The 21,427-nt window shown below is 74.1% G+C and carries 17 protein-coding genes; 3 read left to right on the top strand and 14 right to left on the bottom strand.

Annotated features, from left to right (window positions below; genetic code table 11):
- Nucleotides 1-23: 23 nt before the first annotated feature.
- The gene (rsgA, locus tag C8046_RS14950; protein WP_109230129.1) at nt 24-1,190 is read right to left on the bottom strand and encodes a ribosome small subunit-dependent GTPase A; all 1,167 of its coding nucleotides are present in this window, start codon (nt 1,188-1,190) and stop codon (nt 24-26) included.
- Between the two features lie 271 nt (nt 1,191-1,461).
- On the opposite strand from rsgA, the gene C8046_RS14945 reads away from it, so the two are divergent.
- Nucleotides 1,462-2,379, top strand: coding sequence for a hypothetical protein (locus tag C8046_RS14945; RefSeq protein WP_146197179.1), 918 nt, complete (start codon nt 1,462-1,464; stop codon nt 2,377-2,379).
- A gap of 96 nt (nt 2,380-2,475) precedes the next feature.
- On the opposite strand, the gene C8046_RS14940 is transcribed toward C8046_RS14945, so the two are convergent.
- The 12 genes from C8046_RS14940 to C8046_RS14885 form a co-directional block, all read right to left on the bottom strand.
- Complete coding sequence (locus C8046_RS14940; protein WP_109230127.1) at nt 2,476-3,864, bottom strand: NAD-dependent malic enzyme; 1,389 nt, start codon at nt 3,862-3,864, stop codon at nt 2,476-2,478.
- Nucleotides 3,865-3,962: 98 nt separating this feature from the next.
- Nucleotides 3,963-4,982, bottom strand: coding sequence for an FHA domain-containing protein (locus C8046_RS14935; protein ID WP_109230126.1), 1,020 nt, complete (start codon nt 4,980-4,982; stop codon nt 3,963-3,965).
- Entirely contained in the window at nt 4,979-6,271 is a 1,293-nt protein-coding gene (locus C8046_RS14930; RefSeq protein WP_109230125.1) for a VWA domain-containing protein, read from the bottom strand. Before C8046_RS14930 ends, C8046_RS14935 begins: the two co-directional genes overlap by 4 nt.
- 55 nt (nt 6,272-6,326) lie before the next feature.
- Nucleotides 6,327-7,904 carry a protein phosphatase 2C domain-containing protein gene (locus tag C8046_RS14925; protein WP_235866350.1) on the bottom strand — a complete coding sequence of 526 codons (1,578 nt, stop codon included), beginning with the start codon at nt 7,902-7,904 and terminating at the stop codon, nt 6,327-6,329.
- Nucleotides 7,901-10,204, bottom strand: coding sequence for a serine/threonine-protein kinase (locus tag C8046_RS14920; RefSeq protein WP_109230124.1), 2,304 nt, complete (start codon nt 10,202-10,204; stop codon nt 7,901-7,903). The genes C8046_RS14925 and C8046_RS14920 overlap by 4 nt, the downstream gene beginning before the upstream one ends.
- The gene (locus C8046_RS14915) at nt 10,201-11,358 is read right to left on the bottom strand and encodes a hypothetical protein (protein ID WP_109230123.1); all 1,158 of its coding nucleotides are present in this window, start codon (nt 11,356-11,358) and stop codon (nt 10,201-10,203) included. The genes C8046_RS14920 and C8046_RS14915 overlap by 4 nt, the downstream gene beginning before the upstream one ends.
- A complete protein-coding gene (locus C8046_RS14910; protein WP_109230122.1) occupies nt 11,358-12,344 on the bottom strand; it encodes a glutamate ABC transporter substrate-binding protein in 987 nt (328 codons plus the stop codon). The genes C8046_RS14915 and C8046_RS14910 overlap by 1 nt, the downstream gene beginning before the upstream one ends.
- Nucleotides 12,341-13,693: a hypothetical protein gene (locus C8046_RS14905; protein ID WP_109230121.1), complete on the bottom strand. Its 1,353-nt coding sequence runs from the start codon at nt 13,691-13,693 to the stop codon at nt 12,341-12,343. The genes C8046_RS14910 and C8046_RS14905 overlap by 4 nt, the downstream gene beginning before the upstream one ends.
- Complete coding sequence (locus C8046_RS14900) at nt 13,690-14,859, bottom strand: AAA family ATPase (protein ID WP_235866349.1); 1,170 nt, start codon at nt 14,857-14,859, stop codon at nt 13,690-13,692. Before C8046_RS14900 ends, C8046_RS14905 begins: the two co-directional genes overlap by 4 nt.
- On the bottom strand, nt 14,856-15,500 hold the full coding sequence (locus tag C8046_RS14895) for a hypothetical protein (RefSeq protein WP_109230119.1): 645 nt from the start codon (nt 15,498-15,500) through the stop codon (nt 14,856-14,858). Before C8046_RS14895 ends, C8046_RS14900 begins: the two co-directional genes overlap by 4 nt.
- Nucleotides 15,497-16,069, bottom strand: a complete 573-nt coding sequence (locus C8046_RS14890) for a hypothetical protein (RefSeq protein ID WP_199224497.1) — start codon at nt 16,067-16,069, stop codon at nt 15,497-15,499. Before C8046_RS14890 ends, C8046_RS14895 begins: the two co-directional genes overlap by 4 nt.
- Nucleotides 16,070-16,084: 15 nt before the next feature.
- Complete coding sequence (locus C8046_RS14885) at nt 16,085-17,314, bottom strand: toxic anion resistance protein (protein ID WP_109230118.1); 1,230 nt, start codon at nt 17,312-17,314, stop codon at nt 16,085-16,087.
- Between the two features lie 319 nt (nt 17,315-17,633).
- Between C8046_RS14885 and C8046_RS14880 the strand changes: the two genes are divergently transcribed.
- Complete coding sequence (locus C8046_RS14880) at nt 17,634-19,175, top strand: MFS transporter (protein ID WP_235866348.1); 1,542 nt, start codon at nt 17,634-17,636, stop codon at nt 19,173-19,175.
- A 39-nt stretch (nt 19,176-19,214) separates the two neighbouring features.
- Here the strand turns inward: C8046_RS14880 and C8046_RS14875 are convergent, their stop codons facing one another.
- The gene (locus C8046_RS14875; RefSeq protein ID WP_235866347.1) at nt 19,215-19,988 is read right to left on the bottom strand and encodes a sulfite exporter TauE/SafE family protein; all 774 of its coding nucleotides are present in this window, start codon (nt 19,986-19,988) and stop codon (nt 19,215-19,217) included.
- An 80-nt stretch (nt 19,989-20,068) separates the two neighbouring features.
- Here C8046_RS14875 and C8046_RS14870 point away from each other — a divergent pair, with 80 nt between their 5' ends.
- The gene (locus C8046_RS14870; protein ID WP_109230116.1) at nt 20,069-21,400 is read left to right on the top strand and encodes a hypothetical protein; all 1,332 of its coding nucleotides are present in this window, start codon (nt 20,069-20,071) and stop codon (nt 21,398-21,400) included.
- The last annotated feature ends 27 nt before the right edge of the window (nt 21,401-21,427 follow it).

Here is a 21,427-nt window from a genome sequence, read left to right as displayed (position 1 = left end):
TCGGACATCGCCGGACCCGCGCCTCAGCGCCGTCCCTTCCCCGTGACGCGATGATGCTCCCGCATGGCGACCGTCCGACGCTTCCAGTCCGTGCGCTGGGCGGCGGCCAGTCGGGCGTCGGCCCGAACCGCGGCGTGGTGCGCCTCGCGGAGCTGGGCGCGGTAGGCGGCGTAGCGACGCTCGGACAGCGTCCCCTCCTCGAGGGCGGCGACGACGGCGCAGCCCGGCTCGCGCTCGTGCCGGCAGTCCCCGAACCGGCACCCGGCGGCGAGGTCGGCGACCTCCGCGAAGGTCGCCTCGACGGACTCCTCGTCCGCGACGAGTCCGACGGCGCGCAGTCCCGGGGTGTCGATGAGCCAGGCGCGTCCGCCGTCGGGCAGCGCGAGGTCGACCAGCTCGCGGTGCGTGGTCGTGTGGCGGCCCTTGCCGTCGCCGCGCCGCTCCCCCGTCGCCATGACGTCCTCGCCGACGAGCGCGTTCACCAGCGTCGACTTCCCGGCACCGGAGCGCCCGACCGCCACCAGCGTCGCGCCGGGCTCGACGAGGCGCAGGAGCTCCGCCACGCCGTCGCCCGTCGTGGCGGAGACCGCCCGGACCGGAACACCGGGCGCGGCGGCCGCGAGGTCGGCCAGCCAGTGGGCGGTGTCGTGGACGAGGTCGGTCTTCGTGAGGACGACGACGGGGCTCGCCCCCGACCGCCAGGCGAGGGTCACGAGGCGCTCCACGCGTCCGATCGACGGCGACGGGTCGAGCGGCTCGACGACCAGCACGACGTCGACGTTCGCCGCGACCACCTGCGAGCGCGACGTGCGGTCGACGGTGTCGCGCAGGAGCTCGCCGGTGCGGGGAGCGACGAGGAACCGGTCGGGGTCGCCGGGTCGGTGCCCGGGCGCGGTGACGAGGCGGTCGCCGACGGCGGGGGTCACGTCGTCGCCGACGACGGCGGGCAGCACGCCGCCGGGCCGCAGCCCGACACCGACGGGGGCCGCCGGTGCCGTGGCCGCCGCCGGTGCCGGGGCCGCCTCCCCCGGCCCGTTGCGTGCACCGATGGTCGCTTCACCGTCGCCGAAGCGACCACCGGTGCGCGCAACGCGGTCGACGGCGGCGGGGACGCCGCCGGCACCGAGGTCGGGGACGACGAGGACCCGCGTCCGGTCGACACGGGAGATCCGCCAGGAGGAGCCAGTCATGCCCCCGACGCTAGGAACGCCGTCCACCCATTTCCCCGGCCGGGGCCCGGCCGTCCCCCGTTGCGCGCACCGATAGCCGCTTCGGCGGTGCTGAACCGACCAGGAGTGCGCGCAACGGACGCCCAGCGGCGACGGCGACGGCCGCAGCGGCGGCGACGGCCGCAGCGGCGGCGACGGCGGGGGCTGTCCCCAGGGTGGCCGGATGGGCGGCTGTCCCCAGGTGCTCCGTGGCGGGCCGCACGGAGTGACGCGGCGCGGGTACTCCTGGGGCGTGCCCACACCACTCCAGCCCCTCCCGCCCGGCCTCGCCGCCGCAGGCTTCACGACGGCGTCGGCGGTCGCCGCGGGCGCGTCCCGACGACGCCTGCGCCATCCGTCGCTCTCGTCCCCGTTCGTGGGCGCCCGTGTCGACGGACCGGGACCCGAGGAGGACGACACCCGGGGCCGGGCACTCGCGCTCGCCCCGCTGCTGGACCGGCGTCACGTCTTCGGCCGGCTCACCGCCCTGCGCCTCCTCGGGGTGGATCTGCCGCCTCGGTTCCGGTCGGCGCACGATCTGGAGCTGATCGTCGTGAGCGCCTCGGCACGGGTGCGGAGGCCGGGGGTGCAGTGCCGGATCGTCCCGCCCTACGGCTCGTTCCACACGGTGGGCACCCTGCGGTACACGACCGGGGCGACGACGTTCCTCCACCTGGCCAAGAGCCTCACCGTCGAGGAGCTCGTCATGGTCGGGGACGCCCTGACCCGACGGGTCGATCCGCTCGCCACCCTCGAGTCGCTCGCGGCCCACGTCGAGGGAGCACCGACGTGTCACGGGATCGCCCGCGCCAGGGCGGCGCTGGCCCACGTCTGCCCCGGGACGGACTCGGTCCCGGAGACGATCCTGCGGCGCATCATCGAGAACGCGGGGTTCCCCCGCCCGGTGGTCAACGCCCCGATGCTCGACGACGTCGGCGCGTACCTCGGACGGCCCGACCTCAGCTTCCCGGAGCTGAAGCTCTCGATCGAGTACCTCGGCGACGTCCACCGCACCGACCCCAGGACGTGGCGGATCGACGTCGAGCGCCACCAGCGCTTCCGCGAGGCGGGCTGGACCGTCCACGAGGCCACGGCCGAGACCCTCCGGCACCCGGCCGCGCTGCTCCGCCGGCTGTCCGACGCCGGCGTACCCCGACGTTCCGCGCGCTGATGGCCGCTTCGAGGCTGCCGAAGCGGCCATCCGTGCGCGCAACGCGGGCGGAGGCCGGGGCCGGCTGGCCGGCGGGAGGCCGGGGGCCGGGGCCGCCTAGCGGGCGGCCTCCGCGGCCTTGCGGACCGCCTCGGCGACCGTCTCGTGGACCTCCGGGTGGAAGACGCTCGGGATGACGTAGGTCGGGTTGAGCTCGCCCGGCGTGACGACGGCGGCCAGCGCCCTCGCCGCCGCGAGCAGCATCTCGTCGGTCACCTTGTTGGAGCGGGCGTCGAGCAGGCCGCGGAAGACGCCGGGGAACGCCAGCACGTTGTTGATCTGGTTGGCGTAGTCGCTGCGTCCCGAGGCCACCACGGCGGCGTGCCGCGCCGCGATCGCGGGGTCGATCTCCGAGACCGGGTTGGCCAGCGCGAACACGATCGCGTCGGGTGCCATCGCCTGCACGTCGGCCTCGCTGAGGATGTTCGGCGCCGAGACGCCGACGAACACGTCGGCCCCGACGATCGCGTCGGAGAGCTTGCCCGTCATGTTGCGCGGGTTGGTCTTGTCGGCGATCTCCTGCAGCGAGGGGTGCATGCCCTCGCGGGAGGTGTGGATGATCCCGTCGATGTCGACGACCGTGACGTCCCTGACTCCCGCCGCCTGCATCATCCGCAGCACGGCCGATCCGGCGGCGCCCGCGCCCGAGAGCACGACGCGCACGTCCTCGATCTTCTTGCCGACGACCTTGAGCGCGTTCAGCAGCGCCGCCGTCGCGACGATCCCGGTGCCGTGCTGGTCGTCGTGGAACACGGGGATGTCGAGCTCGGCCCGCAGCCGCGCCTCGATCTCGAAGCAGCGCGGGGCCGAGATGTCCTCGAGGTTGATGCCGGCGAACACGGGCGCGACGTTCTTCACGGTCGCGATGATCTCCTCGACGTCCTGCGTGTCGAGCACGAGCGGGAACGCGTCGATCCCGGCGAAGCGCTTGAACAGCGCGGCCTTGCCCTCCATCACCGGCAGCGCGCCGAGCGGTCCGATGTTGCCGAGCCCGAGCACGGCCGAACCGTCGGAGACGACGGCGATCGTGTTGCGCTTGATCGTCAGGCGGCGGGCGTCCTCGGGGTGCTCCGCGACCTGCTTGCTCACGCGGGCCACGCCCGGCGTGTAGACGAGCGACAGGTCGTCGCGGTGCCGGATCGGGACGCGCGACTCGATCGTCAGCTTGCCGCCGAGGTGGGCCAGGAACACGCGGTCGGAGACCGGGCCCACCGTCACCTCGGGCAGCTCGCGCAGCGCGTCGACGATCCGCTTCGCGTCGGCCTCGCCGCCCGTGGCGACGGTGAGGTCGATCTGCATCTGCTCGGCCCCCGAGGCGGAGACGTCGACGGCGGTGACGACCCCGCCCTCGCGCTCGACGACCGAGGTCAGGGTGCTCACTGTCGCCGCGTGCGAGGGAACCTCGAGGCGGATCGTGATCGAGTTGCTCACGCTGGGGGTGCTCACGGTGGTGTCCTTCTCGCGGTTGCCGGGCGGGTGGTGCCCGAGAGGCTACTCCCGCCGAGGCTCCGCGAGTGGCAACGGCACCGCCGCACGCTGACGCGTCAGATCTCGCCGGGGATCCCCCGCCGCACGACGATCCGCGTCCAGCCACCGACGAAGATGCGCATGCCCTCCTCGAGCTCCTGACGCGCGCCCACCGGGATCGGCGACGTCGGGAGCGACTCGCCGACCGGGCTCACGTAGGTGCCGTTGGCCGACTGCAGGTCCTCGACCCACCACCGCAGGCCGTCCGTCGTCAGCTGGCACTGGCGCCGCGAGACGCCGGTGTCACCGCCGCAGTCGACCTCGGGGTTGATCCCGCGCGAGCGCGACGGGCGCCCGACGAGCACGCTCCGGCTGCGCAGCGGCACCACCAGCGGCATCCCGACGGACGGGATCGGGTCCTCGGGCGCCTGCTCGCGGTACCAGTCGGGGTCGATCCAGACTTCGGCCACCCACTCGTCGGGTCCCGGCACGGTCGGGGTCGGCAGCCCGTGCGACGGCGTGGCCTCGGGGTCGACGGCGGAGCTCGCCCCGGCCTCCCCCTCGGCGTTCGCGGACTCACCGGCGACCGGCTCGCCCTCACCGGGCGCAGCCTCGCCCTCGGCGGCAGCAGCCTCACCCTCGCCGGCCGCGGGCTCACCCTCGCCGGGCTCGCCCTCGCCCCCCTGCTCCGCGGGCTCACCCGTGGCGGGGTCGGTCGCGACGGCGGCCGGGGACGACAGCGGGTCGAGGTCCAGCGAGGACACCTGCGGCGGAGCGGGGACCACCGGCGCACCGGCACCGGCACCGGCACCCGCACCACCCGGAGCCGCGAACCGTGCCGACGAGGTCGGCGCCGTCCCGGTCGTGAAGTCGTAGCCGCAGTTCTCGCAGAACAGCGCACCGACCGGGGCCGGCGCGTGGCAGTGCGGGCACTCCGACGGCCCGGTCGGCTGCGCGCCGGCCGACGCCGCGGGTCCGCTCGCAGCGGTGCCCGTCGGAGCCGCTCCGGCGGCGGGCGACGGCGTCATCGGCGTCCCGCAGACGTCGCAGTAGTCGGTCGCCCCGGACGTGTGCCCCTCGGGGCAGACGGCGCTCACTTGCGCACCCGCGTGGTCTTCGTGGAGGCGGTGTCGAGCGCCATCTCGTCGAGCTTGGAGGTGTCCCGCTTGAGACGGACCGTCCCACGGTCCGGATCCTCGATCTCGACGACGCGGCGCAGCCGCGACGTCGCCTCGTCGTTGCCGGTCTGCTGCGCGAGCTGGACGGCACGGCCGAGCTTGACGGTCGCCGTCGCCTCGTCGCCGGCCGACTTGGCGGCCAGGCCCTCCTGGATGACGGCGGCGAGCTCGGCCTGACCCGTGTAGTGCGCGACCTCGGGGCTGATGCGCGCCGTGAGGTTCGCGTCGCCCGACCACTGCGCCTTGACGAGTCCGGACGCGTGCACCTGGCCGTCGACCGTGAACTGCACACGCGCCACGAGCTGCTCGGCGCCGACCGGCTTCGAGCCGACCCGCACGGCGACGTGGTACTCGCGCTCCTCGTTGCCCCACGAACCGGTCGGGAACCCGCCCGTGAGCGGGTTGACGTCGATGCGACGCGGCGTGAGGTCCTCGAGCGTGGGGGCGACCTGGCGGACGAACAGGAGCTGTGCGCCCTGCGGGATCCACACGCGCAGCTGCGCGTCGGCGATGCCGCGGGCCACCGAGGCCTTGATGAGCTGCTCGAAGTCGGAGGCGATCTGCGAGGGGTCGGCGATCAGGCCGACGGTGCCGAGCAGCGCCGTCGAGATCTCGCGGACCTCCTCGACCACCCAGCGGTCGCCGACGCCGCGCGCGTCCACCTGGAAGTTGCCCTGCACGCGACGGATGGCGCGCGAGAGGTTGCCGGCGGGCTCCGACTCGTTCTTGCCGTCGGTCAGCAGGATGGCGTGCTTGCGGACGCCGGGGGGCAGGGTCGCGAAGATCTCGTCGGCGAGCAGCAGCCACGAGCTCATCGCGGTACCGCCCGACGGCGTGACGCGGGCGATCGCGCGCTTGGCCTCGGCGCGGGCGCCCGGCTCCATCTGCACGATCTTGACCGGCGCGTTCGGGTACGGGAACACGCGGTTGGCGACGTGGCTGCCCTGCACGATCGCGAAGTACGTGCCGTCGGGGATGGTGTCCACGGCGACGGCCGCCGCGTGCTTGGCGGACTCCATGTTGCGGCCCGTCATCGAGCCGGAGGAGTCGAAGATGATGATCTCGGCGGCCCCGCCGCCCGCGGACGCGGCACCGAAGCCCGCGTTCGCGTCCACGCCGCTCGCCTTCACGGAGACGATGGCGTGCACATCCGTCGCCCCCTCGGGCAGGAACTCGTTCGAGAACACCTCTGCTGTGAACGTGGCCACGAAAAATCCTCCGACGTCGATAGTGAACGAGCGGACACCAGGCTAGCGCGGGGTGTCAGACCTGCTCGGGTTCGAGGCGCGCGAGCGCCACGGTGATGTTGTCCCGGCCGCCCTGGGCGTTGGCCCAGGTGACGAGCTCGGCGGCGAGCGTCGTCGGCTCGGAGCCGACGGCCTCCGCCGTCCGGTGCACGAGCGCGGCCAGGTCGGCCGCGGGCGAGCAGTAGTTCCACAGCCCGTCCGAGCAGACCATCACCCAACCGGGCGTGCTGGCCACCATCGCGTCGGTGCGGACCGCGAGGTCGGGGGCGTCGGTGCCGAGCCAGCGCGTGATCGCGTGGGCGTGGCGCGCGCGCTCGGCCTCGATGCGGGGCATGCCCTGCTCGATCGCCTCCTGCGCCCACGAGTGGTCGACGGAGAGCTGGCGGGCCACGCCGTCGTCGGGCAGCCAGTAGGCGCGCGAGTCGCCCAGCCACGCCGTCACGACCAGCGGACCGTCGATCGCCGCGGCCACGAAGGTGCACGACGGCGGGTTGTCCGCCCCGGCCTTGTCCTCCCCCGTGGTCTCGACGACCGCCTCGTTCCCCGCGATCGCCGCGCGGCCCAGGAGGGCCGACAGGTCGCGGATCTGCTCGGCGCTCGGGGCGTCGGCGTTGCGGATGCCGTCGAGGACCACGGTCGCGGCCGCACGGGCGGCGGCCAGCGAGGCGACGTCGGAGTCGGGGGCGGTGGAGACGCCGTCGCACACCACGAGCACAGCGACGTCGCCGTCGGGCTCGAGCACGCCCAGCGCCATCGCGTCCTCGTTCTTGGAGTGCACGACGCCGCGGTCGCACGCGCCGCCGACCCAGGCCGCCGGGGACTCGCGGTAGTGGTCGCGCTCGGACGCGGCCGGCTCGCCGCACAGCTCGCAGTAGCCGTCGCGGGCGATCGTGCCGCCGCAGCGGGCGCACGGGCGCTCGACGCCGATCGGGGCCGTCGGGGCCTCGGGCGGCGCGGCGGTGTAGGCCGGGGCCGCGGCGGCGAGCGTCGCCGAGACGTCCGCCCCGACGTCGGGCTCGAAGTCGGTGATGAGGACGGCGGGCGCGAGCAGCGCGTCGTCGGCGTCCTCGGGCGGCAGGAGCGGCGAGAACGGCTCCATGTGCGCACCCCAGTCCGGCACGACGGCGGAGGTCGGCGCCGGCTGCGCGGTCGGGTACGGCGCCGGCGCGACGGGCACCGGCGGAAGCGGTGCGGGCGGCGCCGCAGGCGCGGCCGGCACGGCGGGCACCGCGGGCGCAGCCGGCCCGGCCGGAGCCGCGGGCTCGGCGGCGGCCGGCGCCCCGGGCACCTCGGTCACGGGCGGGGCCGCGGCGGGAGCCGTGGACGCCGTCACCGGGGTCGACGGCACCTCCTCGATCACGGCGGGCGTCGCCGCGGGGGTGCGCGGCGGCACCACGGAGGTGGGGACGTCCTCGGACTCGAGCACGACGGCGGGCGTCGGCCCGGGCGCAGCCTCGGACGAGCCCGCACCCTCCGCCGTCCCCGGCACCCCGCCCGCCTCGGTCAGGGGCTGGAACGCCATCCCGCAGCTCTCGCAGAACCGGGCGTCGGACTCCATCGCCTGGCCGCACGCGGGGCAGGTCATCTCGCTCATGTCGTGGTCCTCGGTCGAACGGCGTTGGCGCGGTCGACGAGGTCGATCCGCTCGTCGGAGCTGCGGGCGAGCTTGGCGCGGGCGCGGTAGCTGGCCTCGAGGGCGAGCCGGAGCGGCTGCTCCTTGGCGAGCACTCCCCCGACGTAGCCGGTCAGCCTGCCCTCCTTGAGCACCTGCGTCAGGGCGGCGGTGAACACGGCGATCTCGAGGTCGCACCTCAGCGCGGGCTCCACCGGGACGCCCTTGATGCTGGTGAGCGCGTCGTCCAGGCCGGTCAGCGAGGTCGAGGTGTTGACCAGCACGCCGGCCCGGCGCACGCGCGCCACGGGGTAGGACGCGCGGGTCGGGGCCACGAGGTCGAGCGCCCGCAGCGTGCCGTCGGCGTCGGAGCGGTGGGCGCGGATGCGCGCCAGGCCGAACGCGGCGGGGGCCGTGTAGTTGGCGTCGGAGCGGGCGCAGACGACGTACATCTGCTCGGCGACGTCGAGCTCGCCGGACAGCTCGCACGTGGTCGCGAGCGCCAGCTTCGGCGCGAGCTCGCCCGGCACCTGGCCGTAGACCGCGTTGAACGAGGCGCGGGCCGCGACGACATCGCCCATCGCCATCTCGCGCAGGCCGGCGAGCCAGACGGCCCGCCACTCCCACGGGTCGGCGTTGAGCAGGGCCGTGACGCCCTCCTGGGCGAGCTCGAACCTGCCGGCGGCGATGGCCGCGTGGATGCGGGCCAGCCGGACCTCGACGGTGTCCTGCGCCGCGCCCTGGAGCGCGTTCAGCCGGCCGACCGAGTCGTTGACACCGGCCAGCCAGTTGGCCATCGGGTCACCCGGGTCGACCTTGAGGGTGGGCAGCTCGTCCCAGCTCAGCGGGGCACCCGTGGAGTCGGCCATCGGCGCCTCGAAGTGCACCGAGGCCGAGGAGTGCAGCGCCGGGCTGCCGGGACCGCGGTTGGTCGCGACGACCTCGCGCAGCACGCCCATGATCTGGTTGCGCAGCTCGTCGATCGTGGCGAACCGGTCGGCGGCGTCGGGCGCGCACGCCTTGGCCACGAGCCGGTAGAAGGAGTCGTAGGTCTGGAAGACCGGGGTGTCGGACACGGGCGGCAGCGCGGCCACGTAGGTGGAGGTGTTGCCGCGGAAGTCCAGCACCATCGTGACGAGCGTGCGACCGATCGTGTAGATGTCCGAGGCGACCGTCGGGCCGTCGGTGGGGACCTCGGGCGCCTGGTAGCCGACCGTGCCGAAGATCGCCGAGACGTCGTCGCCGACCCGTCGCACGCCGCCGAGGTCGATGAGCTTGAGGCTCTCGCCCTGCTGGATCATGTTGTCGGGCTTGAAGTCGCAGTACAGCAGGTTGTGGTCGTGCAGGTAGGAGAAGGCCGGGAGGATCTCCAGCACGTACGCCAGCGCCTGGTCCACCGGCAGCGGGTCGACGACGCCGTTGTTCGCCTCGCGTCGATCCGTGAGGATCTCCTTGAGCGACTTGCCGCCGACGTACTCCATGACGGTGTAGCCCGCGCCGTCGTGCATGGCGAAGTTGTAGATCTCCACGATGAGCGGGTGCTCGACCTCGGCGAGGTACTCGCGCTCGGCGATGGCCGCCTCGTAGGCGTCCTTGTCGCCGGAGTTCAGCAGGCCCTTCAGCACCACGAAGCGACCGGAGACGTTCTGGTCGCGCGCGAGGTAGATCCAGCCGAGGCCGCCGTGCGCGAGCGCGCCGACCACCTCGTACTGGCCGCCGACGACGTCGCCCGGCTTGAGCTGCGGGTCGAAGTCGAACTGGCTGCCGCACTTGGGGCAGAACCCCTGCGTGCGACCGACGACGCCGTCGCGCGAGCGGCCGACGGCGGCGCCGCACGTGGGGCAGAACCGCTTGGACTCCGCGAGCTGGGGCGACGGCATGATCGCCTGCAGCGGATCGGCCACCGGGGCCGGCGGGACGGTCGTCAGACCGGCACCGATGCGGTGCCCGCGCAGGCGTGTGGAGGACGTCCCGGTGCGGCGGCTCGTGCGGGATGCCCGCGCCGACCCGATCGCAGCCGTCTCCAGGCGCGAGGAGGACGTGCGCGTGGAGACGCGGCTCGAGGCGGGCGAGAGGTTGGCCTGCCCGGCCGCGGGGGCGGCGGGGCGGCCGATCCCGGTGCCGGCCGCGAACCGCGGAGCGGCCCCGGCGGCCGGGGCGGGCGCCGTCGCGACCCCCGCGGGCAGCGGAGCGGCGCCCTCGGGCGACCCGCAGACGTTGCAGTAGCCGTCCTCGTACTGACCGGTGCACCCCGGCTGGGTGCAAGCGCTCGTGGTGCTCACGGGGTCCTTCCTTCCGCTCGTCCGGCCGGCCGGCTGCGGTGGGGCAGCTCCTGCGACAGGCGTTCGTAGATGTCGACCAGGTCGGCCGCGAGCTCGACGTCGCACGGCGTCAGCTCGACGACCTCGCGCGCCTCGGCGAGGCCCGCACGCACGGTCGGCGACGCGTCGCGACCGTTCTCGCGGGCCCGGGTGCTCGCGCTGCTGAGACGGAACCGCAGCGACGCGCGCGTGCGCAGCGGGGTGGAGTAGGCGTCCTCGACGGCGTCCATCGCCCGCGCGACCAGCTCGAGCCGCGTGAGGTAGGCCGCCAGCGCCTGGGCGTCCTGCGGTACGTCGCCGAGGCGCGAGACGTCGGGCACGGCGAGGTTCGGGGCGCGCAGCACCTCACGCCGGCAGCGCGCGGCGAGGTCGGCGAGCACGTCGGAGCGCGCCGACAGCCGCTCGAGCAGCGACTCGGCGCGCGAGGCGTCCCGGTCGCGCTCGTGCCGGCGGGCGGCGGCCACGATCGAGTCGCGCTCGGCACGCGCCGAGGCGAGCTCCAGCTCCGCGAGCGGTCCGGAGACGTCGGCGCCGCGAGCCGCGTCGGCCGTCACGCGGTCGAGCCGCGCCACGAGCTCGGCCACGCCCGCGGAGTCGCCCTCCCCCTCCCGCAGCAGCAGGTCGCCGCTGCGGACGAGACCCGCCCTGATCGTGCGCAGGCGAGCGACCGTGTCGGCCTGGTGCGGGTCGAACGAGAGCCGGACCCGCAGCTGCGAGATCAGCGCGTCGCACAGCCGGGTGGCCTCGACCAGCGAGACCTGACTGCTCGGGTCCGTGCCGCCCCCGGGCACCTGGACGCCGTCGAGACGGCCCCAGATCACCCGCGACATCCGTTCGCGCGCGACGGCGTCGGCCCGGCCCGAGTCCCACAGCTCGCGCAGCTGCTCGGCCCCGGTGCTCACCGACTGCCACATGCTCATCGCGAGCACGACGTCGCCCGTGAACGTCTGGGCGTTCGCTGCACGCTGGGCGGCGGCGTCGAGCCGGCCGAGCTCGGTGCGACGGTCGGCCAGCCACGTGCCGAGATCCGCCTGGTAGCTCAGCAGGGCCTCGGTCGGGATCGCCTCCCCCAGCCGGCCCGGGGCCGTCGGGGCGGTGGGTGCGCTCGTGACCACTACGAGCGTCCGTAGACCGGCGTGGGCGCGGCGACGTCGTCGCCCAGCACCCCGAGCCACCGGTCGTAGGAGGCCTGCCAGCGGCCGTCGGCCACGCGCTGCTCGAGCACCGCGTTGACGAACGCCGCCATGTCGGTGTTCCCCGCCGGGATGCCGACGCCGTACGGCTCCTCGCTGATGGCCTCGCCGATCACCTTGGCGTACGGGTCCTGGGCGGCGAAGCCCGCGAGGATCGTGTCGTCGCCGGTGATCGCGTCGACCTGCGCCTGCTGGAAGAGCGCCAGGCACGCGGTGTGGGTGCGCGCGGGCACGACCTCGATGCCGGTGTAGGTCTCCAGGCGCGTGAGGGTCGTGGTGCCCGCCGGCGCGCAGACGCGCTCGCCGTCGAGGTCGTCGAGCCCCGTCGCCGTGGACTCGGCGGAGACGAGCACCTTCTGGCCCGCGCCGTAGTACTCGGCCGAGAAGGCGATCGTCTCCCAGCGCGTGCAGGTCATGGAGAACGTGCGGGCGACGACGTCGACCTCCTCGTTCTCCAGCACCCCCATCCGCTCGCCCGAGGTGATGACGCGGAACTGCACTCGGTCGGGCGTGCCGAAGATCGCCGTCGAGATGTCGCGCAGCACGTCGACGTCGAAGCCCTCGATCTCGCCCGTGAGCGGGTTGCGCGAGCCCATGAGCAGGGTGTCGGCCGAGATGCCGGCCACCAGCGCGCCGCGGTCGTAGATCTCCGCCATCGTGCTGCCGGGCTCGAACGCGCCGGCCTCCGGGAGGGCGGACGGGGTGTACGACGTGGTGGCGTCGGAGCAGGTGGCAGCCCCGGGGACGGCCGGGGTGGTCGGGTCCTCGGTGGCGGTCTCGGCCGGCTGGCGACCGAGGTCGTCGAGGCCGGTCGGGCCGGTGCACGCGGCGAGCGCGAGCACGCTCAGCGCGCCGGCCAGCACCGCCGTCGTCCGCCTGCGGGGTCCCCGTCGCAACGACGCGCTCATCGGTACTCCTCCAGCCGCTTGTTGAGTCCTCGCCAGGAGAGCACGGCGCACGCGAGACCGGCCGCGACGAGCGTCCAGCTGGCCACGGTGACCCCGGAGCCCGCGGACCGGAAGCCGTCGCGGGCCTCCTCCGAGAGTCGCTCGACCTCGGCGTTCGCCGTCGTCGTGAAGGCCACGTACTGCGCGGTGGGGGCGGTCTCGGCGGTGTCGGTCGCGAGGGCGACCGCCCCGTCCCAGTCGCCCGCGTCGTCGAGCGCGCGGATCGCCTCGTGCCCGCCGACCCAGTCGGCGAGCGCGTCCGCGACGAGCGTGCCCGTGACGGCCGGGCGGTCGAGCTGGTCCTCGGCCTCGGCGACGAGGGCCGTGAACGTCTCCTCCGACGCGGCGCCCGAGCCGCGCTGGATGAGCCCGAAGGACTCCGCGGTCCGGGCCTCGCCCGCCAGCGACAGCGCCTGCGAGGTGGCGAGCGTCGCCGCGTACGGGTTCTGCCGCGTCTCACGGAGCGTGTCGTTGCTGCCCGACGCGGCGATCGTGCACGCGAGCCAGGCGACGAGCACGACGAGCGTGCCGACGAGCATCGCGGGATTGATGGTGCGACGCATGCGCCGGGCGAGCCAGACCTGGATCGCCACGAGGATCACGACGCCGGCGACCACGATCCACAGGAGGCTGGACGTCGCCGAGGCGGAGTTCAGGTCGCGCGCCGCGGCGTCGGCGTTGCGGACGATGGCCTCGTCGATCGGCGGGAGCACGTCCTGCGCCAGCAGCACGGACGCGGTGTCGAGGTAAGCGGCGCCCACCGGGAAGCCCTGGCGGTTGTTGGCGCGCGCCTGCTCGATGAGGCCCGAGTAGGTGGTGAGGGAGGCGGCGACGGGACCGAGCGTGTTCTCGGGGTCGGCGTCGGAGTCCGCCAGCGCCGCGATCCGGGAGGTGCCGTCCGCGAGCTCGAGGACGTAGGCCTCGCGCTGCGGGGTGGGCTCGAGCCCGCCGACGAGGAACGCGTTGCTCGCGGTGCCGTTGGCGGCGACGAGGTCGGAGCGTGCCGTCTGCAGCTCGAGAATGGAGTCCACCCGCTCGACCACGCGCGACGTCGTCGCCGTCGTCAGCGTGCCGAGCAGGACGCCGCACGCCGCGACGATCAGCGACACGAGGATGCTCAGAGCGATGAGGGCGCGCAGCCGGCCGGGCGTGCGGCGCAGCCCCTCGCGGCGCGAGGTCGTCTTCGCCGGGGCGCCGGCGGGCGGCGTCGCCGGGGCGCCGGGGCGCTGGCCGACGGCGGGCGGGACCGGGCCGGGACGGCGCGGCGCGCCCGCGGTCCGGCCACCCGGTGCGGTCGGGACGGAAGTCATGGGCGCTGCTCCTCCTGCTGGTCGGCGTCCGGGTCGGGCCCCGGAGCCGGGTCGATCGGCTCGATCGGTTCATCCATCACGACGGCGTCGCGTCCGTCCGCGTCGTCCGCGGTCGGCTCGGCGTCGCTCGCGTCTACGTCGCTCGGCTCGGCGTCGCTCGGGTCCGCGGTGGGTTCGAGCAGCGCGAGCGTCTCGTCGAGGTCCTTGCCGCTCGGGTCGACGAGGTCCTCGGGCACGAGCGTGCGCAGCTGGTCGAGCGTGGGGGCCTCGACGTCCCGCAGTCGCCAGGCGTGCCGGGCGATCGCGGCGTCGAGCAGGTTGCGCACGTAGCGTCCGTTGCCGAAACCGGAGTTGCGGGGCTGGACGCTCGTGATCTCCTCGACGCGCGCCAGGCACTCCGGCGTCGGCTCGAAGTCGGCGCCGCTCGCCTGCAGCGTGAAGATCTCCCGCAGCTCGACGTCGGTGTAGTCCTCGAACGTGATGGTCGTGGAGAACCGCGACTCCAGGCCCGGGTTGGTCGCGATGAAGTCCTTCATCGGTCCGGGGTAGCCGGCGACGATCACCACGAGGTCGTCGCGGTGGTCCTCCATGTCCTTGACCAGGGTGTTGACCGCCTCGGAGCCGTAGGCGTCCGGACCGTTGACCCCCTGCGAGAGCGAGTAGGCCTCGTCGATGAACAGCACGCCACCGAGGGCCGACTGCACCACCTCGGACGTCTTCGCCGCGGTCTGGCCCAGGTATCCGGCCACGAGCTCGGAGCGGTCGACCTCCACCAGGTGGCCCTTGGACAGCAGGCCGAGGGCACGGTAGATGCCCGACACGAGCCGCGCGACCGTGGTCTTGCCGGTGCCGGGATTGCCGACGAACACGAGGTGGCGCGTCAGCGTCGGTCGGGTCAGGCCCGCCTCGGTGCGCAGCTTCTCCACGCGCAGCATCTCGATCTGGCGGCGCACCTGCGACTTCGCGCGGTCGAGGCCGACGAGGTCGTCGAGCGTCGCCATCAGCTCCTCGAGCGTGGGCAGCGGCTCGGCCTCCTCGGCCTCGGCCGCCGCGGCGGCCTCGGTCCCGGCCGCCGTGGCACCGGCCGCGGCGGGCTCACCGGGCTGGCCGGGCTGGCCGGGCTGGCCGGGCTGGCCGGGCTGGCCGGGCTGGCCGGTCGGCGTCACCGGCGCCCCGGGCGAGGCAACGGACGACCCGCCCCGCAGCGCCTCGAGGATCTCCGCGACGCCGGGCAGCCCGTCGAGCCCCCGGCCGAGGTCGGGGTCGGCAGGTTCACGCCCGACGACGCGGCGGGGCCGGCCGTCGGGGCGGAGGACCCGAACGAGGTGAGGTCGACGGCGGGGGGCGTCGTCGACGTCGGGAAGGTCGGTGTCGGGAGCGCGGGGGCCGCCGGCGCCGCGGACGACCCGCGCTGCGCCGTCGCGACCTCCGAGGCGACCTGCGCCACGATCGGGCCGGGTCGACCGAGCCCGACGGCGGCGGCCGCGGCGAGCTCGACGAGCGCGTCCGCGTACGCCGTCGCCTCGTCGCGGCGTGTCAGCCGCAGCGCGACGAGCGTGTCCGACGGCGAGGTGCGCAGCCGACGTCCGGCGTTCGCCGCCGAGAAGAACTCCGTCGTGCGCTCGCGCCCGAACACCCGCAACCAGTCGGCCGGGGCACCCGGGGCGGACTCGGCGACGGCAGCCGCGACGGCGCCGGCCTCCGTGCGGATGCGGTCGGCGTCGAGCCCCGCCTCCGTACCGGCGGCGAGCAGTCGGTCCACCGCCTCGTGGATGACGACGTCGTCGGTGTTCCTGCTCGCGGTCACGGGGCCTCCAGTCGGCCGGGCTCGCCGGGGGCGGCCGGCTGGGGTGGGACGCCCTCGGTGTCGGCGGCGAGCGCCAGCGAGGACGTCGAGAACTTCGAGGCGAGGAAGTCGCCGTGGGCGATGAGGGCGTTGGCGTCGGAGCGCGAGACGGCGTCGGAGATCTTCCCGAGGGTGACCGCGAGCAGGTCGAGCTGGTCGCACAGCAGCATCAGGGAGGTCTTGCCGTTCGCGACGACGCGGCGGTCGGCGAAGTCGCGGGGCAGCCGCAGGTAGGTGTCGATCGCCTCGGGGAGGTAGCTCGTCGCCGTCGAGACGACGGTGTGCGCCTCGAGGCTCGCCACCCCCATCCGGTCCAGCCGCGGCACCATCTCCGCGATGCGCACCGTGATGCGGTGCACCCGCGAGGAGACCGCGGGACCGACGCGGCCGGTCACGCGGTCCTCGACACCCTGCACGGCCGCGAGGATCTGGGCGGACGACGGCGGTTCGGGGACGTCAGGACGCTGCTCCGCCGTCACCTCGTTGGCACGTCCGGCGAGCCTGCCGATGACGCCGTCGAACCACCCCACCCCGCGACCCTCGCTCTACAGCCGGCCGAGGTCGAGCGAGCCGTTGCTCACGCCGAGGTTCTCGGGGCTCTCGGCGCGACGCGCGCGGTCGACGTACTCCGTGGCCTTCGTCGTCTCGACCTGGAGCACGCCGATGGTCTTGGCCATCGAGTCGAGCGCCTGGATCTTGAACGTCGAGATGGAGTCGAGCGTCGCGTAGATGTTCTCGAAGGCGGCCTGCAGCTGCTCGATGCCGACCGACGCGCTCGCGGCCTGCTGCTGGATCTCGGCCGAGTTCTGCCGGAGCATCCGCGACGTCGACTCGATGAGGCCGGACGTCGTGGTGTTCAGCGCCGTGATCTGGTCGAGCACGAGCTTCTGGTTCGCGAGCGCCTGCGCCACGATCACGGCCGTGCGCAGCGCGGAGACGGTCGTCGTCGTCGCGCGGTCGACGCCCTTGATGAGCTCCTGGTTGTTCTTCAGGATGATGTCCATCGCGAGGTAGCCCTGGATGGAGACGGCGAGCTGCGTCAGCAGGTCCTGGTGCTTCTGGCGGACGTAGAACAGCACGTCCTCGCGCAGGGCCGTGGCGCGGTCGGGGTCCGTGGCCTCGACCTCGGCGATGGCGGCGGAGACGCCGACGTCGAGCTGCTCGGCGACGTAGATGTACTGGTTGAGACGCGTCATGGTCTCCCAGAGCTGGCGCTTCTCGAGGTTGAGCGCGGCGTTGTCCTTGCGCAGCTCGTCCTGGCCCGAGTAGAGCGAGCGGATGATCGCGTCGATCTGCTTCTGGGCGCTCTCGTACTGACGGAAGTAGTCGCCGATCTTGTCGCCGAACGGGAGGATGCCGAGCAGCTTGCGACCGAACGTCTTCTCGCTGGGGTCGAGCTCGTCCACCACGCGGCGCAGGTCGAGCAGCGACTTGCTCACGGAGGAGGACTCGGCGATGCCACCCTCGCGGATCTCCTTGACCGGCGCCTGGAGCAGACGGTTGGACACCTCGGCGGCCTTGCGGATCTCGGCGTCGCCCATGGTGCGGATGTCGTCCGCCTTGGCCGCGAACTCCGGCGAGCGGGGCGTGGCGCCCGAGAGCTGGGTGAGGTAGGAGCTGACCTTCGCGTCCAGGGACGGGATGACCGCGGCGTCGATGCGCGGGGCCATCGCGGGGGCCTGGGTGGCGGAGACCGACTGCACCGGTCCGGGGGCTGTCAGCGTCAGCGTCTCGACGGCGACGGGCGGCTCGAGGGGTGCTGCTTCGGAGGTCATCGCGATCCTTCGTCGGTGGCGGCAGGCGTCGCGGACAATCTACGCCAGGAGAGGTGCCCGCCGCGGCCCGTGCCCGGGGGAGAACTGCCCATCGGGACGAAGATCCGGGACAACCCTGAGCGCCGCGGCACGCCCGGTCCTCCCGTGGTGGGTCGGATCGGCGGCGCCTCCACCCCCGCGTGGGTGCGAGCGACGGCGTGCGGCGCCTCGGATCGACCCCGCGCCCGGTTCGGACACCGCCGATCGACCCCACCCGCCGCCCGGCGAGACGAGGAAACCGCCCGGACCCGTCCGGCCCGCGCGGTGGTACATGTAGGTGGTGCCATCCGACGCGGGCTCGCCCCTGCCCACCCCTCCCCGCTCCACCTCCGCCGCCTCGTCGTCCGGCCCGGACCGGCCCGCGCGCGACGCGCGCTGGCCCGCCTTCGCCGTCTGCCTCGGCGCCGGCTTCATGACGCTGCTGGACGTCACGATCGTCAACGTCGCGCTCCCCTCGATCGAGGGGTCGCTGGAGGCCGGCCCGAGCGAGCTGCAGTGGATCCTCGCCGGTTACACGCTGGCATTCGGCCTCGCGCTCGTCCCCGCGGGCCGGCTGGGCGACGTCTACGGCCGCCGCAACCTCTTCCTCATCGGCCTCGCGGCCTTCGTCGTGACCTCCGCCGCGTGCGGGCTCGTGCAGTCGGGCCCGGCGCTCGCCGGTGTGAGGTTCGCGCAGGGCCTCGCGGCCGGCGTCCTCAACCCCCAGGTGATCGGCTTCATCCAGGATCTCTTCAAGGGCCCGGAGCGCGGTCGGGCGTTCGGCCTGTTCGGCGCCACCATCGGGGTCTCGACGGCGATCGGCCCGCTCGCGGGCGGCGCCCTGCTGGCGATCTTCGGCGAGGGCGAGGGCTGGCGCTCGGTCTTCCTGGTCAACGTGCCGATCGGCCTCGTGCTCCTCCCCCTCGCGTGGAAGCTGCTGCCGCGGCCCGAGAAGAAGCCCGAGCAGAAGGGCGCCAGGCTCGACGTCGTGGGCTCGCTCCTGCTCGCGGCCGCCGTCGTGGCGATCATGTGGCCGTTCGTGACGTCGACGTCGGAGGGCTCCGGCGGCGGGTCCGGCGACGCCGCCGCCTCCGCCCCCTCCCCCGCCTGGTGGGTGATCGGCGTCGGCGCCGTCCTCATCGCGGCGCTCGTGTGGTGGGAGCGCCGCGTGACGGCGCGGGGCGGGCTCCCGCTCATCCCGGGCAACCTGCTGCGCGTCCCCTCGTTCACGTTCGGGGTCGGCGTCTCGACCCTGTACTTCCTGTCCTTCACCGGGATCTGGCTCGCCTCGACGCTCTACCTGCAGTCCGGCCTCGGGCTCTCGCCGCTGCAGGCGGGACTCGTGCTGACGCCGTTCTCCGTGGCGGGGGCGATCGCCGCGACACTCGGCGGACGCTGGATCTCCCGGATCGGGCGGCCGCTGGTCGTCATCGGGATCGCGATCACGGTGGTGGCCCTGGCAGCGCTCGACCTCGTGGTGATGACCGTGCCGGAACCGACCGTGATCTGGGTGGCCGCCGGCATCCTGCTCTTCGCCGGCTTCGGCAACGGACTCGTCATCTCGCCGAACCAGACCCTCACGCTCGCCCGCGTGCCCCCGATCGACGCCGGGGCCGCCGCCGGCTCGCTGCAGACGATGCAGCGGCTCGGGGCGGCGATCGGCGTCAGCGCCAACGCCGCGGCCTTCTTCGCCGTGCTCGCCGCGACGGACAGCTACACCGACGCCTTCGCGACGTCCCTGCGCGTGGTCGTCGGCGTCATGCTCGTGGCGCTGGTGATCGCCGTCGTCGACTGGCGCCGTCGGAGCGACGTGCACGAGAGCGCGGTCGAGAGCGCCTCCTGACCTCGGGCCGGGACCGCGGCCGAGCCCCGCCGTCGGGAGTCAGGCCTTCTTGCGGGCCTTCAGCGCCTCGAGCACCGTCTTGACGATGAGGAAGGCGAGGAACGCGACGAACAGGATGTTGGCGAGCTGCGGCGAGATCACCCCGGCCGTCAGCGAGCCGAGCGTCACCGTGAGGCACGCCGACACCCCGATCACGAGGCCCGCCCTGAGGTCGACGTTCTTGCGACGCCAGTTGCCGATCGTCCCGGACAGCGCGGTCGGGATCATCATCAGCAGCGAGGTGCCCTTGGCGAGCAGGTCGCTGTAGCCGAACAGCAGGATCATGGCCGGCACCACGATGATGCCGCCGCCGACCCCGAGCAGCCCGCTGAGCACGCCCGTCACGAGCCCGACGGCGACCAGCCCGACGGCGAGGCCCCAGCTGAGGTCGACGTCGCCGTCGCGCACGGGGACCGTGAGCAGGAGCTGGACGGCCACCACGACGAGGAAGACGACGAACGCCCAGCGCAGGAACTGCGTCGAGAGCTTCGCCAGCAGCCAGGTGCCGATCTGGGCGCCGACCACCGTGCCGATGGCGAGGATCCCCGCCGTCGGCCAGTGCACGTGGCCGCCGATCCCGTACGTGATGACGCCGGCGATCGACGTCGGCACGATCGCCGCGAGCGAGGTGCCCGAGGCGAGCTTGCGGTTGAAGGCGGCGAACGCGACGAGCGCGGGCACGATGACCGTGCCGCCCCCGACGCCGAACAGGCCGGAGAGGAAGCCGGCACCGAGGCCGACGAGGACGAGGGTGATCAGGCGGGAGCGCGGCACGGGCCCATCATCCTCGCTCCGCGGCCCCCTCGCCCCGATCGTCCACCGTGGCATGCTGGCAGGCCACGCGAGGAGGCGAGATGGCGCGAGATCGACGGTGGCGCACGGGCGCCCGTGACGCCGAGGAGTGGCTCGACCTCGACGACGACGTCGAGCTCGACGACACGGTGTTCGACGACTCCGAGCTCGACGACACCCGGCCCGACGACGACCTGGATCGCGACCTGGACGACGACCCGGACCTCGACCCGGATCTCGACGGCGACGCCCGCCCCTCGTGGACCCGCCGTCGCACGCTCGTGGCGGCCACGAGCGGACTCGTCGTCCTCCTCGGTGCCACCGGTGCCCTCCTGTGGACGCAGTCGCTGCCGGAGCGGTCGCCGGAGTCGGCCGTCCTCGCCTACGCCCAGCTGGTCGCCGACGGCGAGACCGCGGCCGCGACGGCGCTCGTGCCGGTCCCGGGCGGCGTGCTCGAGATCGACTCCGCCGACTACGCGGACGACCCCGCCACGGCGCCGGATCCCGCCCCGGGTTTCGCCTTCGTCGACCCGGCCCTGCTGAGCGACGAGGTCTACGCGCTGGCCGACGTCCAGCTCACCGACGTGTCGGTGGTCCCGCCGTCGCGGTCCGCCGTCGCCGAGGTCGAGGTGGGCGACACGATCGAGGTCGAGCTCCGCTACACCGTGGACGGCGTCCCCGCCGGGGTGCTCCTGCGGGCCGAGCGGGGGCCTGACACGTTCCCGGCGCAGCAGAGCTGGCGCGTGCTCGACTCCCTCACCGTCCCCGCGATCGTCCCGGTGGACGACTCCTTCGGCACCGTCGCCGAGATCGCGGGTCGCCCCGTCCTCACGAGTCCGCACGACGGGCTCGGGCTGCCGCAGCGTCCCGTGATGCTCTACCCCGGCATCTACACGGTGACGATGGCGGAGCGTGAGCACCTGTCGGCGGAGCCGGTCGAGCTGCGGGTGGCCGCCGCCGGACGTGCCCTGCCCGCGGCCGTCACCCGCCGGGCGTCGGCGCCGCTGGTGGTCCGGACGGACGAGGAGATCCTCGACCGGCTGACCTCGGCGATGGAGGAGGTCCGGGCGCGGTGCACGACGCCGGGCCCGGAGTCGCAGGAGTGCCCCTCCACGCTTGAACGCCTCCTCGCTGCCGGCGCCACCGCCTCGGTGCCCGAGTCCCTGGGGGGCGTCCGGTCGGCCTCGTTCTCCTTCGAGCAGGCGCTCATCGTCCACATGGAGGCGGGACCCAGCGTCATCACCTTCACCGACCCGGACGGCGCGGTCACGGAGGTGACGGTCATGCTCGTCGCGTCCGTGCAGCTGCTGCCCGGTGGCGAGGAGACGGCCTCGGCGGAGATCGTCACGCTCGGCGGCGAGGACGCCAGGGAGATCGTCGTGGAGGTCCCCTGACCTCGCCGTTGCGCGCACCGGTGGTCG

Origin of the sequence: Serinibacter arcticus, assembly GCF_003121705.1 — a bacterium.
Classification (GTDB): domain Bacteria; phylum Actinomycetota; class Actinomycetes; order Actinomycetales; family Beutenbergiaceae; genus Litorihabitans.
This window is presented reverse-complemented; position numbering and strand designations above follow the sequence as displayed.

What these genes read in the sequence shown, in the direction of transcription:
- rsgA (WP_109230129.1), bottom strand. Translation starts at nt 1,190, where the DNA reads ATGACTGGCTCCTCCTGGCGGATCTCCCGTGTCGACCGGACGCGGGTC.
- C8046_RS14925 (WP_235866350.1), bottom strand. Translation starts at nt 7,904, where the DNA reads ATGAGCGAGATGACCTGCCCCGCGTGCGGCCAGGCGATGGAGTCCGAC.
- C8046_RS14910 (WP_109230122.1), bottom strand. Translation starts at nt 12,344, where the DNA reads ATGAGCGCGTCGTTGCGACGGGGACCCCGCAGGCGGACGACGGCGGTG.
- C8046_RS14905 (WP_109230121.1), bottom strand. Translation starts at nt 13,693, where the DNA reads ATGACTTCCGTCCCGACCGCACCGGGTGGCCGGACCGCGGGCGCGCCG.
- C8046_RS14885 (WP_109230118.1), bottom strand. Translation starts at nt 17,314, where the DNA reads ATGACCTCCGAAGCAGCACCCCTCGAGCCGCCCGTCGCCGTCGAGACG.
- C8046_RS14870 (WP_109230116.1), top strand. Translation starts at nt 20,069, where the DNA reads ATGGCGCGAGATCGACGGTGGCGCACGGGCGCCCGTGACGCCGAGGAG.